The organism is Novosphingobium mangrovi (assembly GCF_022818885.1).
Classification (GTDB): Bacteria; Pseudomonadota; Alphaproteobacteria; order Sphingomonadales; family Sphingomonadaceae; genus Novosphingobium; species Novosphingobium mangrovi.
Genome location: NZ_JALHAT010000014.1, coordinates 91,094 through 104,032 on the forward strand (window position 1 = coordinate 91,094; position 12,939 = coordinate 104,032).

General features: G+C 65.3%; 11 protein-coding genes. 8 read left to right on the top strand and 3 right to left on the bottom strand.

The window, feature by feature from the left end:
* Nucleotides 1-78: 78 nt before the first annotated feature.
* Entirely contained in the window at nucleotides 79-2,469 is a 2,391-nt protein-coding gene (locus MTR65_RS09995; RefSeq protein WP_243799686.1) for a TonB-dependent receptor, read from the bottom strand.
* A 243-nt stretch (nucleotides 2,470-2,712) separates the two neighbouring features.
* Here MTR65_RS09995 and MTR65_RS10000 point away from each other — a divergent pair, with 243 nt between their 5' ends.
* Entirely contained in the window at nucleotides 2,713-3,501 is a 789-nt protein-coding gene (locus MTR65_RS10000) for a CmcJ/NvfI family oxidoreductase (protein ID WP_243799688.1), read from the top strand.
* 37 nt (nucleotides 3,502-3,538) lie between these two features.
* Nucleotides 3,539-4,132, top strand: coding sequence for a cation diffusion facilitator family transporter (locus tag MTR65_RS10005; RefSeq protein WP_243799690.1), 594 nt, complete (start codon nucleotides 3,539-3,541; stop codon nucleotides 4,130-4,132).
* An 87-nt stretch (nucleotides 4,133-4,219) separates the two neighbouring features.
* On the opposite strand, the gene ligM is transcribed toward MTR65_RS10005, so the two are convergent.
* The gene (ligM, locus tag MTR65_RS10010; protein WP_243799692.1) at nucleotides 4,220-5,626 is read right to left on the bottom strand and encodes a vanillate/3-O-methylgallate O-demethylase; all 1,407 of its coding nucleotides are present in this window, start codon (nucleotides 5,624-5,626) and stop codon (nucleotides 4,220-4,222) included.
* A 189-nt stretch (nucleotides 5,627-5,815) separates the two neighbouring features.
* Here ligM and MTR65_RS10015 point away from each other — a divergent pair, with 189 nt between their 5' ends.
* From MTR65_RS10015 to MTR65_RS10030, 4 genes are all read left to right on the top strand, one after another.
* Nucleotides 5,816-6,301: a Saro_0803 family transcriptional regulator gene (locus tag MTR65_RS10015; RefSeq protein WP_243799694.1), complete on the top strand. Its 486-nt coding sequence runs from the start codon at nucleotides 5,816-5,818 to the stop codon at nucleotides 6,299-6,301.
* Between the two features lie 131 nt (nucleotides 6,302-6,432).
* Nucleotides 6,433-7,989 (top strand): FAD-binding oxidoreductase, encoded by a 1,557-nt coding sequence (locus MTR65_RS10020; RefSeq protein WP_243799696.1) that lies wholly within the window; start codon nucleotides 6,433-6,435, stop codon nucleotides 7,987-7,989.
* Nucleotides 7,986-8,432: a c-type cytochrome gene (locus MTR65_RS10025; protein ID WP_243799698.1), complete on the top strand. Its 447-nt coding sequence runs from the start codon at nucleotides 7,986-7,988 to the stop codon at nucleotides 8,430-8,432. Before MTR65_RS10020 ends, MTR65_RS10025 begins: the two co-directional genes overlap by 4 nt.
* A complete protein-coding gene (locus MTR65_RS10030; protein WP_243799700.1) occupies nucleotides 8,429-8,968 on the top strand; it encodes a hypothetical protein in 540 nt (179 codons plus the stop codon). The genes MTR65_RS10025 and MTR65_RS10030 overlap by 4 nt, the downstream gene beginning before the upstream one ends.
* A gap of 210 nt (nucleotides 8,969-9,178) precedes the next feature.
* On the opposite strand, the gene MTR65_RS10035 is transcribed toward MTR65_RS10030, so the two are convergent.
* Nucleotides 9,179-9,676 carry a nuclear transport factor 2 family protein gene (locus tag MTR65_RS10035; RefSeq protein WP_243799702.1) on the bottom strand — a complete coding sequence of 166 codons (498 nt, stop codon included), beginning with the start codon at nucleotides 9,674-9,676 and terminating at the stop codon, nucleotides 9,179-9,181.
* 146 nt (nucleotides 9,677-9,822) lie between these two features.
* Here MTR65_RS10035 and MTR65_RS10040 point away from each other — a divergent pair, with 146 nt between their 5' ends.
* Complete coding sequence (locus tag MTR65_RS10040; protein WP_243799704.1) at nucleotides 9,823-10,737, top strand: NAD(P)H-binding protein; 915 nt, start codon at nucleotides 9,823-9,825, stop codon at nucleotides 10,735-10,737.
* Nucleotides 10,734-12,935: a PQQ-dependent dehydrogenase, methanol/ethanol family gene (locus MTR65_RS10045; RefSeq protein ID WP_243799706.1), complete on the top strand. Its 2,202-nt coding sequence runs from the start codon at nucleotides 10,734-10,736 to the stop codon at nucleotides 12,933-12,935. The genes MTR65_RS10040 and MTR65_RS10045 overlap by 4 nt, the downstream gene beginning before the upstream one ends.
* Nucleotides 12,936-12,939 lie beyond the last annotated feature (4 nt).

Genomic DNA, 12,939 nt, shown 5'->3' on the forward strand with positions numbered 1-12,939 from the left:
CCCCGTGCGTCTATCGTATCGAAATGGGTGCGGCGGGACAGGCCCGGGGACCTGCCCCGCCGCGAGGGGTTCGGATCGTCAGAACTTCTTCTGCACGGTGAAGGCCCACTCGCGCGGTCGACCCACGTTGGAGTAGGTCGTGCCCGCGCTGCCGTAGAGCGCAGCAAAGCGGATCGGCAGGTAGTAGTACTTGTCGAACAGGTTCTGGACCTCGAAGGAGATCGCCAGATCCTCGTCCGCGTTGCGCCAGGTCACACGCGCATTGGCGATGGCCCGCGAGGGATTGAAGTCCAGCTCGCTGCTGCCCGGAAGACGGCCCAGGCCCTGCTTTCCGGTGTAGGCGATGTCGAAGCGCGGCGTGACCGTGCCTGCGTTGTCGCCCAGTTCGCCGCGGTACTGGATGCCGAAGCTGCCGCGCCAGTTGGGCGTGGTGAGCGGATCCTCGAGGCGGATGTTGTTGCCGACCATGGGGCCGATGCGCTTCCAGTTGCCCTCGATCCAGCTGACAGTCGCGTCGATGTCGAGGCCGTAGATCGGGCTCGCCTGGAGCTCGAACTCGACACCGTACATCTCGCCGTCGCCCGCGTTGCTGATCGCGGCGCAGGGGAACGGATCCTCACCCGGCGGGAAACCGTCGAGGATGGCGCAGTCCGCGATGGGAAGCTGCATGTTCTTGTAGTCGTTGTAGAAGCCCGACAGGTTCATGCGCAGCGTACGGCCGAGAAGATCGGTCTTCACACCCACTTCGTAAGCGGTCAGCGTTTCGGGATCGAACGTGCCGTTGACAGCCTGAGCCTGGGTGAAGGGGCGCGCGGTCACACCGCCGCCCTTGAAGCCCGTGCTGATCGTGGCGTAGGCCAGAACTTCGTCGCTGAAGCGGTAGTCGACCGAGATACGGTAGTCGACGCGGTCGCCGTCGTATTCCGCCACACTGCCATCAAGCGCGCCGACACCGAAGATATCGACCAGCGGGCCGCCGTCCCAGGCCTTGCGCACGAAGGTGTAGTCCTTGTGCTCCTTGGTGTAGCGAAGGCCGCCCGTGACGTTGAGGTTGGGCGTGGGGTGCAGGATGACGGTACCGAACAGCGCCTTGCTGTCGGCGCGGACCGGGTCATCGCCCTGGAACTGGAGGAACAGCGCCGGGTTGCCCATGCCGATATAGCGGATGTCCTGGCGGGTGAAGTAGACCGACTTCTGATCGCTGTAGTAGCCACCCACGGTAAGATCGGCGAAGTCACCCAGTTCCGCGTTGACACGCAGTTCCTGGCTGAAGAAGCGGAAGGTCAGGTCGTTGAAACCGCCGCCGCCGATGTTCGGGTTGGGCGTGTAATCGTCGTCCGTGCCATAGGTCTGCTGGTATTCGCGGTAGGCCGTGATCGACTTGACGTTGATCGAGTCCGAGAGGTTCACCGACATGTCGCTCGACACGCCCCAGCCCCAGAACTTGACCGAGTTGGGCATGTAGTAGGCCTGGCCCGCCTGGCCGCCCGCGGGCAGGTACCAGCTGGCATACGTGCAGAACTTGCCGCAGCGGAAGTCCGCGCCGGTCAGGTCGGTGTTGTTCTCGGTGATGACACCGGCGGCCGCCGTGCGGTTCTCCCAGGTGTAGTCGCCGGTCACGATCCAGTCGAAGCTGTCGGTCGGGTTGAAGCGCAGCGATCCGCGCACGCCGGCGTAGTTACGCTCGCCCAGCTTGTCGACGACGCAGTTGGCCGGGGTCGAGGGATTGCCGGTGATGCCCAGTTCGTTGTCCGGGTTCACGCAGCCATAGTCGAGCTGGTCGACGTAGCCGTTCTGGTGCTTGTAGACACCTGCGACGCGCGCATAGAGATTGTCGGTCAGCGCGAAGTTCATGCTGGCGCGAAGGTCGATGCGTTCACGCGCACCATAGACCACGTCCACCTTGCCGCTGCTTCCCGGCTCGGGCTTGACCGAGAACATCTTGATCGCGCCGCCGATCGAGTTGCGGCCGGTCAGGGTGCCCTGCGGTCCGCGCAGGATCTCGACACGCTCCAGGTCGAGCAGGTCCATGATGTTGCCGGTCAGCGTCGCGTAGTAGACATCGTCGATGTACATGCCCACGCCCGGCTCGTAGGCGGGGTTGAAGTCGTACTGGCCGATGCCGCGGATGTAGACGGCCATCGAGGAGCCGAAAGCACCGCCCATTTCGGTCAGCTGCACGTTCGGCGCCTGGCCTGCGACCTGCGAAAGATCGGTCTGGTTGCGCGCTTCAAGGAGCGCAGCGTCGACTGCGGTGATCGAAAGCGGCGTGTCCTGCAGTTTCTGCGAGCGGAACTGCGCGGTCACGATGATCTCGCGCATCGCGGCATCACTGGTGGTCTGCTGCTGCGGCTCCGAAGTCGTCTCGGCGGTGTCCTGCGCCCGCGCGCCGGTAGCTGTGAAAAGCGTTGCCGCCGAAGCGGTTGCGAGCAGCGCATAGCGCAGCCCTGATCTGGAAGTGATCTGCATATTGGCCCTCTCCTGAACCAGCGCCGGGGATTATGCGTCTCCGTGCGCCTTTCATGCCGTCGCGTTGTGCGACATGTTGTTTGTATGGCATACAATATGTGGAAGGCAAGCCCGGAGAGGTCCGCAGGCGACTTTTTTAGAAGAAATACAGTTGCCCTGATCACCTATAGGGAAACCGCATGAGCACCACGCGCTCACGCAAAAATTGACATAAAACAACAATTAAATAAGGACTTGAGAGGGATGGATAGACTTGTAGGCACCATCAACTATGCCGCCCGGGACGCAGAGCGCATGCTCTACCGGGCCAACGACCACACCCGCGACACCGTTCGCATCGCCCCCGAATCCATGCCAATACACGATGGTCGCACCCGCGAATCCACGCTGGATTGCAATGGGTACCAAATTGTCTCGGTTGTTATGTCACCCGGCACCAGTGGCCATCTCGAGCCAGCAACCGACGCCGCCTGTGCGCTGATCCGCGATCTGTGCGGCGCCGACCGCGTGGTGGCGACCGCCCCTCCGGTCCACCGCTTCGGCGAGCGCTCGGACCTTTCGGGCCAGCTCGACAACTCACGGCCCGCCCGCTTTGCCCACGTTGACGTCTCGGACACCACCGCCCTCGCCTTCTCCGAGCGCTCCCGCCCCGACAGTCTGGACCACTACCGCCGCAGTGCGCACTACAACCTGTGGTGCGTCACCTCGCCGCCGCCACAGGACGTGCCGCTGGCGCTGTGCGATGCCCGCTCGTTCGCGCGCGAGGACCTGATCCTGGCCGACGCCGTATTCGACCGGGACGGCGAGGATCTGTGGACCATGGAAAGCTTCGTTCTTGCCCACGCGCCCCGCCACGAATGGGTCTGGTTCCCCGACATGCAGCCGGGCGAAGCGCTTCTTTTCAAGACCTTCGACAGCGATGCCGACGCGGCAACTTGCGTGCCCCATGTCGCCTTCGACAACCCGCTCGCCCCGCCCGGCACGCCGCCGCGCAGCTCGGTGGAACTGCGCTTCATCGCCTACTGGGCCTGAACTTGGCTGCGCGCGCCCCCCACGCTACCCTGCTTGGATGAGCGATTGCGGATGCCGCCCGACGGGCCTCGAAACCACCTCCCAGCGCCGCGCCCTCGTCGTGGCGCTGGGGCTCAACGCGGTCATGTTCGTGGTCGAGACCGCCGCAGGTATCCACGCCGATTCGGCGAGCCTGCTCGCCGACGGCCTCGACATGGCCACCGACGCCTCGGTCTATGCCGTCGCGCTCCTCGCCCTCACCCGCAGCGCCCGCTTCAAGAAGGGCGCGGCAACGTGGAGCGGCGCCCTCCTCTTTCTCGTCGGCGTGGGCGTGGTGCTCGAAACCGTGCGCCGGGCCTTTGCGGGCGCGGAGCCCGGCGGCCTGTGGATGATGGCGGTCGGCCTCCTCGCCCTGGCGGTCAACGCTTATGTCCTGCGCCTGCTCGCGCGCCAGCGCAGCGCCGAAGTCCACATGCGCGCCGCCTGGATCTTCACCCGCGCCGATGTCATCGCCAACGCCGCCGTCCTTGTCTCGGGCGCCCTGGTCTGGGCTACCGGCATCATCGCCTTCGACCTTGCGGTTGGCCTCGCCATCGGTGTCTATGTCATCAAGGAAGCCTTCGAGATCCTGCGCGAAGCACGCGACGCATAGTCCCAGCGCCCCTCCTGCTGCGCACAAAAGAAAAGGCCGCCCGGATCGAAATCCGGACGGCCCTTCTTCATCGGGAGAGCGAAAGGATCAGGCGTCGGCCTTCACGGTGCGCCAGCCTTCCTGGTAGCTTTCACGCGCAACACGCGAGTAGGGCACTGGCGAGACGATCGCGCGCACGGCAAGCTGCTTGTGCGGCTCGACGGTCGACTTCTTGGTGCCGCCGTTCTCTTCGCCCCACAGCACGGTGACTTCGTCACCGATCTGCGTTTCGGGGTCGACAGTCGCCAGGCTCAGCGCCTGCTTCTCGTTGTAGGAGAAGCCGGTGAACATCGAGTAGCCGATGGTCTTGCCCGAAGCGTCGCGCACCGCGTCGTAGTTGGACGAGGCGTAGTTCGCGAGCGGCACGTCGAAGAACTTGTAGGCTTCGCCGTCCGGATCGAACATCGAGGCCATGATCTTGGCCATGTCTTCCGGATGCCAGGCCAGCGTCACCTTCTTGCGCTGCTTGGCCGGGTCGAGAGCTTCAAGCGCTTCACGGCCGATGAAGTCGTGGTCGAACTTCACGAAGTTGCCGTAGCCCAGTTCCCACGGGTTCAGGTAGTAGTCCTCGATGTCGTCCGACACGAACGAACCGCCGATCGAACCCGTCGCCTCGTAACTGTTCGCGCCGAGCCACTCGCGGAAGCCCTTGAGCTTCTCGCCGGTGTAGATGGCGGGCAGCGGCGAGGGGATCCAGCCCGATTCCAGCGTGTTCGAGGGGTACGCGCGGCTACCGCAGGGGATCAGGCCGAATTCCTTGCCCGCTTCCAGAATGGCCGCGCGGATTTCTTCCTGCTCTTCATAGGGGCCCCAGATTTCAAGACCCGGTGCGCCCGACATGCCGTGGCGCAGCGTGCGCACGGTCTTGCCGGCAATGTTCATGGTGCTCATGTTGAAGAACTTGAGCTTCTCGAGCGGGCCGCCGTGCAGCTTCTCGATCACGTCCCAGGCCTTGGGACCCTGGATCTGGAAGCGCCATTCCTTGCGCTGCACCGGCTTGCCCATCGGGCGCATCGGCGAGCGGTCGTCAAGCTCGATCTCGCAATCGTAGCCGCCGGTCTCGGCCTGATAGCGCAGCCAGTTCGACGCGGGCGCGCGGCCAACGTAGGTGAAGCTTTCCTCTTCTTCCCAGAAGATGATGCCGTCACCGATGACATGGCCGTAGGGCGTGGTCGGGACGTACTGCTTGGCCTTGTTCACGGTCCAGCCCTTGGGGCTATTGATCATCGTGTCGGTCAGGAGCTTGAGGGCGTCCTTGCCGCGGATGTAGAGATTGACCATGTGGTGCGACTGGTCGAACAGGACGGCGCTGTGCTGCCAGGCCCACTGCTCCGAACGCCAGTTGGAAAATTCGGGCGCGACAACGGGATATACGTAGGCGCCAAGCTGCGAATTGCGCAGCATCTCAACGATATTGCCGGCCCCCTGCAGGACCTGCTCGAGATTGTCAGCCATCTCACCTCTCCAAAAAATTCAGCCACAGCCTCGCTGCGTGCCGGGAGAGAGTATCGCGCACCCTGAACCCGCACAAGAGAAAAGGTTCGTGGAACGAACTAATATCTATCAAAGTACTGATATAGAGCTATATTTTTTGTTTTCATGCGATGACTTGCGCGATCTGTGCGACGGGCTAAGCATGAGCGCGTGGGCACGAACGAACCAAAATCCGACACTCCCGACGCCTCCGCACCAGCGGAAGGACGCGGCGATCTCGACTCGATCCTGGGCTTTCACATCCGGTTGGCCCACGGCGCGGTCTATCGCCATTTCACCGAGACCTTCACCGACCTGGGCCTGACCCAGAAGCAGGTCTCGGTGCTCTGGACCGTGGCCGAACAGCCCGGCCTGTTCCAGGCGGATCTGGGCCAGCAACTCCAGATGGACCGGGCGACCACGACCGAGATCATCAATCGCCTGGCCGCGCGCGATCTCCTGCGCCGCGAGCCCTCCCCGCTCGACCGCCGCAAGAGTTCGCTCCACCTCCAGCCCGAGGGCAAGCGCGTGCTCGAGGAGGCGCGCACATCCATTCTCGCGCATGAGACCTGGCTCAAGGAGCGCTTCAGCGACGCCGAAGTGGCGACGCTGATCGGTCTGCTCACCCGCATCCACAGCCTGCCACCAGGCGACTGAGCCTCCTTCCACTCGCGCCGCGTTGACAGGCGCACGCGCCTCCTGCAAAGTAACGAACGTTACTAATAAGGTGGCAGCCACCCCGTGCGCCTAGCAGGCGCAGGACCTGGCTTGCGACAAGGTGGAGAGCGATGGTTTCGAAACGTGCGCAGGGGCCCGACCCGGCCCGCATCCGGCAGGCGCGGGCCGCCTTCCAGGCGGCGCTGGGCGCCGACAATGTCTTTTTCGGGGAAGAGGACGCGGCCGCCTACAACGACAAGTTCGCGGTGGACGACACGCTCCACCACCCATCGGGCGCCATCGCGCCGGGGAGCGCTGAGGAAGTCCAGGCGGCCCTGCGCATCGCCTCGGAGGTCGGAATCCCGCTCTGGCCGATCAGCCGTGGCAAGAACCTGGGCTACGGCGGCAGCGCGCCGGTCCTCGCCGACTCGGTCATCCTCGATCTCTCCCGCATGAAAAAGATCGAGTACGACGAGGAGAACGGCACCGTCCTTCTCGAGCCTGGTGTGGGCTTCTACGATCTCTACGACTTCCTCAAGGCGCGGGGGATGAAGCACTGGCTGTCGACACCCGGAAACTCCTGGGGTTCGGTCGTCGGCAACGCCCTCGACCGGGGCGTGGGCTATACCCCCTACGGCGAGAACACGAGCAAGATCTGCGGGATGGAAGTGGCGTTGGCGGACGGTTCGCTGGTGCGCACCGGCATGGGCGCGCTCGAAGGCTCGCCTACCTGGCAGCTCTACCGCTACGGCTTCGGCCCGGCCTGGGACCAGCTCTTCGTGCAGTCGAACTTCGGGGTCGTCACCAAGATGGGCCTCTGGCTCATGCCTGAGCCCGAATCGTTGATGGGCATGGATGTCGAGTTCGACAATCCCGAGGACCTGGGGCCCCTCATCGACACGCTCGCCCCCTTGCGCCGTGAGGGCCTGCTCCAGCAATCGCCCACCATCGGCAACTGGCTGCGCGCGGCCGCCGTCCTCACCACGCGCTCGGAATGGACAGACCAGCCCGGCGCGCTGAGCGACGAGGTGATCTCGGCAATCCGCAAGAAGTATCGCGTGGGCTGGTGGGGCGTGAGCCTGCGCCTCTATGGCCGCGAGGAGGTGAACAAGGCCGCCTATCCGATCCTGGAAAAGGCCATGAACGACCTGAAGCCGCTCTCCATGCGCCCCGCGCAGTGGAAGCGCGGCGAGCCACTCGAAAATTCGGGCTGGACCGGCACACCGATCAGCTTCCCGATGCAGAACGCCAACTGGCACGGCGGGCGCGGCGGACACATCGGCTTCTCACCGGTACTGCCCCAGTCGGGCACGGCCGCCATGGCGCAGTTCAAGCGGACCTATGACCGCTACCGCGAATACGGCATGGACTACCAGGCCAGCTTCGCCTTCGGCGAGCGCCATCTCATCAACGTCAACGCGGTCCTTCTCGACAAGGACGACCCGGCGATGATGGGCCGGGTCGATCCCTTCCTGCGCCAACTCGTCGCCGACGCGAAGGCGCAAGGCTATGGCGAGTACCGCACCCATCTCGACTACATGGACCTCGTCGCCTCGACGTACGATTTCAACGACAACGCCCTGCTCAAGCTCAACGAGCGCGTGAAGAATGCGCTTGATCCGGCTGGCGTCATCGCGCCCGGCAAGAGCGGCATCTGGCCCGGCGCCAAGGGAGGAACATCCGCATGAGCACGCTTTCCAAGTCGGCGTTGACCGGTGCCTGCACCGCCGTTCTCATCGCCGTCGCGGCATGTGGCTCCGGCGCCCCGGCCCAGGATGCCAAGGATGCACCACAGGGCGGCCCGCCGCCAATGCCCGCCCCCATTACGCTCTCCTCGCGCCCCGGCGCGGGCCCCGGAGAAAAGCTCTTCATCGAGAAGTGCGTGATGTGCCACGGCCCCAACGGCATGGGCACCGGCCTCCTCGCGCGCCGCATGGACGTCGCCCTGCTTGAAGAGCGCGAGGACCTTCCCGCGGACTACGTCATCCAGGCCGCACGCATGGGCATCGGCAACATGCCCGCAATCCCACGCGGCGAAGTAAGCGATGCCGATATGCAGCAGATCGCCGACTACCTTGCGAGCAAGACGCCCAAGGACATGGGCGGCACGCTGGGAGGGGACGCCCGATGACAACGCTGGCCCGGCGCGAACTGCTCGCCCTCACCGCCGCGGGCGTGCCGCTCGCAGCCCTTGGCTCCACGCTTCTCGCCTCCGGAGCAAGCGCAGCCACGGCGCCCACCGCCCTCCTGCATGACGCGACGCTTCCCGACGCGCGGCGCTTTGCCGCCCGCGCCGCCGAGCTTGGCCAGACCTCGCAGGCCCTCGCCGGAGACCCCGTGCGCCAGGCCCAGGCGCTCTTTGCGCGCCGTCCGCAGGTCGTGTTCGGAGTTAGCCGGGTCAGCGACCGCCTGCTCTTCAGCGAGGTCGCGCGCGAGGCCGGTTACGAGGAACTCGTCCAGATCGCTCAGCGCGCCGGATGTATCCATGAGAGCCGCTGCCGTAGCGGCGCCGAAGCCTTTGCCGCCCTCGCCCGCGCGAGTGGCCCCAACTGGCCGCGCGCTTTTGCCGAACTGGCTCTGGGGGCGGCGCCGCTGACGGACGTTCCGGAGATACAGGGAGCGGACGCACCAACCAGCTTCAGCTGGGTGCTGCGCCGCAAGGGGTGATCTTGAACATACCCAGAAAAAGCCCCTCCGGAATGGCCGTTCCGGAGGGGCTTTTTTCTCGCATAGAGTAGGAAGAGTTCCGAGGGCCATCGCCCTCGGGCTCCCCGAACGGGCGACCTCACGTCTTGCGCGCCACGCGGGCGGAACAAGCTGAGGTCGCCGATTCTGGGGTCCAAGGGGCGATGGCCCCTTGAAGCCTCTTCTTCTACGTTACTTACGAATGATGAGCGATTCCGGTCGCTTGCGCGGCACCCACTGCCCACGTCCAGGGAACTTGCTGAGAACTTCACCGTCCCAGAGGCGTACGGTGCGGCGGTGGAAGCGCCAGCTCCCGTCCTCGCAGCGCACCGCGTGATCGTCGTACCAGCCGGTGAAGCGCAGGAGGTAGGGCGGCTCGTCCTCGCACTCGGTCACGAAGGCAAAGCTGCGCATCTTGACGCTGCCATCGTCCTGCGGGCGAAACTGGGTCTGCGTGACGTGATGCTGGCGTCCCGGAAAGCCCGGCGCGTTGCGGTAATGTTCGGCAATACCGCGAATGCCCTCGTGGCCTTCCCAGATATCCGGATCCTCGAACACTTCCTCGACCATGCGCGCATCGGGCGTGAAGCAGGCGACCAGCGCCTCCACGTCGCCCGTGTCCAGCGCCCAGCTGTAGTCCGCAATCAGATCCTGCAGCGCAAGACGGTCTTCGATCGGCAATTTCGGCAAGGTATATCTCTCCCATGTTCGCCCTCGCCGCCCGCATCGCATTTGCGGGCCGGTACGAGGTGCCTTGACGCAACCGTAACACTCGTTACTTTCTTCCACAAGAACTCCGGGCTGACTCGGAGCGAAATCGGGAAGAGAGAGGACCCTTGGGCAAGATCATTGTCACCGGCGCATCGGGCGCCTTCGGCCACAGCGCAGCGCAGCTTCTTCTGGAGAAATGCGCCGCGGACGACCTCGTGTTCCTGACACGGACCCCGGACAAGTTGAAGCACTTTTCCGAGGCTGGCGCGCACGTACGCGCAGCCGACTTCGACGATCCCGCAAGCCTGCCCGCCGCGATGGAGGGCGGGGAGCGCATGCTGCTTATCAGCACCGCGCGCGTGGGCACCCGCGTCGGCCAGCACCGAAATGCGGTCGAGGCCGCCGTGGCCGCAGGCGTGAACCATATCGTCTACACCTCGCTCATCGCGGCCGATGCGCCCGACAACCCGGCCATCGTCAAGCTCGACCACCGCGCCACCGAGGAAATCATCGAAGCCTCGGGCGCGGCCTGGACGCACCTTCGCGACAGCCAGTATTCCGAGGCCATCGCGACCGCCATGGTCATCCCCGCACTGATGACCGGGCACAAGCCCGACAACTGCGCCCACGGCAAGGTCGCCTTCGTCAGCCGCGACGACTGCGTGGCCTCGGCGGTTGGCGTCCTCACCCAGGACGGGCACGCGAACACCGCCTACACCCTCACCGGCCCCGAGCTCATCTCGATCCCCGAAGCGCTTGCGATGGCGAGCGAGATCGCGGGCAAGCCGATCGAGGTGGAACATGTCGATGACGCGGCCATGTTCGCCTACTTCGATTCGCTGGGCGTGCCGCGCCACGCCTCGGACATCGTGCCCGACGGGCCGATCCCCTGGTCGAGCGACGATATGGTCACTTTCGGCCAGTCAATCCGCGAGGGCTACTTCGACCTTGCCACCGACCACGTCGAGAAGTTGACCGGGAAGCCCCCGCGACCTTTGCGCGAAGTCATGCTCCAGCACTGCGAAAGCTGGCCGAAATGAAGGTCTTTTCCGCAAGCCTGACCGCCGCCGCAGCCCTGCTGCTGAGCGCCTGCTCCGGGTCGACGGGATCGTCCGACAGCACCGCGATGGGCGATGACTGGACAACCCCCAAGGGCGGCGCGAACGCCGCGCATTTCTCGGGCCTCACCGACATCAACCCTGGTAATGTCGGGCGTCTGGGGCTTGCCTGGAGCTATGATCTGGGCACCTCGCGCGTGCAGGAGGCGACCCCGGTCGTCCTCGACGGGGTGATGTACACCTCGGGTAATCTGGGGCGGACCTACGCGCTCAACGCCGCGACCGGCGAGGAGCTGTGGACCTTCGAGCCCGAGGTCGACATGCAGGCCAACCGCGGCGCGTGCTGCGACCAGGGCAACCGCGGCGTTGCCGTCGCGAACGGCAAGGTCATGGTCGCCGCGCTCGATGGCTGGCTCTACGCGCTCGACGCGAAGACCGGCAAGGTCGCCTGGAAGGCCGACACGATCACCGATCATTCGCGCGGCTACACCATCACCGGCGCGCCCGAAGTGGCCGGAAACCTCGTCCTCATCGGCAACGCGGGCGCGGAATACGACGCGCGTGGCTATGTGACCGCCTACGATGTTGCCAGCGGCGAACAGGCCTGGCGTTTCTACACCGTGCCTCACGATCCCGCGCAAGGCCCTCAGGAAAACCCGGAGCTGGAAGAGGCGGTCAAGACCTGGTCGCCCGAAAGCCGCTGGGACATCGGCGGCGGCGGCACCGTGTGGGACGCGATCAATTACGACGAGCGCTTCGGCACGGTCATCATCGGTGTCGGCAATGCAGGCCCCTACAACCTGGAGCGCCGCTCGCCGGGCGGGGGCGACAATCTCTTCGTCGCCTCGCTCGTCGCGCTCGATGCCAGGACGGGCCGCGTGAAGTGGCATTACCAGGAAACGCCGGGCGATGCCTGGGACTTCACCTCGACCCAGCCCATCGTCTTTGCCGACATGGAGGTCGAGGGTGAGATGCGCCCCGTGCTCATCCACGCGCCCAAGAACGGCTACATGTTCGTGCTCGACCGCGAGACCGGAAAGCCCATCGCGATCAACGCCATCGTGCGCACCAGCTGGGCCGATGGTTATGACATGGAGACCGGGCGTCCCAAGGAAAAGCCCGAAAGCGCCTACTACTGGAAGGGGCCGAAGATCATCTTCCCCGCCTCGCCCGGCGCGCGCAACTGGTACCCGCCCGCCTATGACCCGGACCGCGAGCTCTACTTCGCCTCGGTGCTCGACATGGGCAATCTCATGTTCACCACGCCTCCGCTCGACCCGGCCGATCCGCACCGCAAGAAGGCGCTCAACATCCAGACCGCGCTGCTCTTCACCGCCGATCTCGACAAGTCGATCACCACCCTGCCCCCGCCGCTCCAGGACATGGTGAAGGCCCTGCCCGAATGGCAGTGGGTCAAGGACAAGCCCTATTCCTCGCAGATCCGCGCCATCGACCCGATGACCGGCAAGGCCAAGTGGGCGGTCGACACCGAGGGCTGGCAGGACCGTCCCGGTGTCATGGCGACGAAGACCGGCATCGTCTTTCACGGCAGCATCGACGGGCGCTTCATCGCCCGCGACGCCGAGACAGGCAACATCCTGACCGAGATCGACACCGGAACCGCGATCATGGCCGCGCCCATGACCTACCGCGTCGACGGCGTGCAGTACGTCGCAGTCCAGGCGGGCTTTGGCGGCGGCGGCTGGGGCTTCGTCCCGCGCTATTCCGCGCCCTACAAGTACGGCAACGCCAACCGTCTGCTCGTCTTCAAGATCGACGGCGGCGAAGTACCCAAGCCCGATCCCCTGCCCGCTCCGCAAGTCGCACCCGAGCCGCCCGCACAGCTTCCCGGCGTCACGCCCGCGACCATCGCGCGCGGCCAGGCGGTGTTCTTCGGCAACTGCGCGATCTGCCACTCGAACCAGATCATTTCGGGCGTGCCGGACCTGCGCCGCATGCAGCCCGAGATCCACGAGGCCTTCGACCAGATCGTGCTGGAAGGTGCGTTCCTGCCGATGGGCATGCCGCGCTGGGACGATCTCATCAGCAAGGAGGACGCCCACGCGATCCACGCCTGGCTGATCGACGAGCAGACCAAGGTGCGCGAGCGCGAACTCAAGCTGAAGGCGGCGGGCAAACCGCTCGACGCGCCCAGCCTCACCATCCTGTCCAGCTACTGACGAA

Bases quoted from the DNA above. Each gene is read 5' to 3' on its own strand.
- MTR65_RS10030 (WP_243799700.1), top strand. From the start codon at position 8,429: ATGACAACGCTGGCCCGGCGCGAACTGCTCGCCCTCACCGCCGCGGGC.
- MTR65_RS10025 (WP_243799698.1), top strand. From the start codon at position 7,986: ATGAGCACGCTTTCCAAGTCGGCGTTGACCGGTGCCTGCACCGCCGTT.
- ligM (WP_243799692.1), bottom strand. From the start codon at position 5,626: ATGGCTGACAATCTCGAGCAGGTCCTGCAGGGGGCCGGCAATATCGTT.
- MTR65_RS10000 (WP_243799688.1), top strand. From the start codon at position 2,713: ATGGATAGACTTGTAGGCACCATCAACTATGCCGCCCGGGACGCAGAG.
- MTR65_RS10005 (WP_243799690.1), top strand. From the start codon at position 3,539: ATGAGCGATTGCGGATGCCGCCCGACGGGCCTCGAAACCACCTCCCAG.
- MTR65_RS09995 (WP_243799686.1), bottom strand. From the start codon at position 2,469: ATGCAGATCACTTCCAGATCAGGGCTGCGCTATGCGCTGCTCGCAACC.
- MTR65_RS10020 (WP_243799696.1), top strand. From the start codon at position 6,433: ATGGTTTCGAAACGTGCGCAGGGGCCCGACCCGGCCCGCATCCGGCAG.
- MTR65_RS10045 (WP_243799706.1), top strand. From the start codon at position 10,734: ATGAAGGTCTTTTCCGCAAGCCTGACCGCCGCCGCAGCCCTGCTGCTG.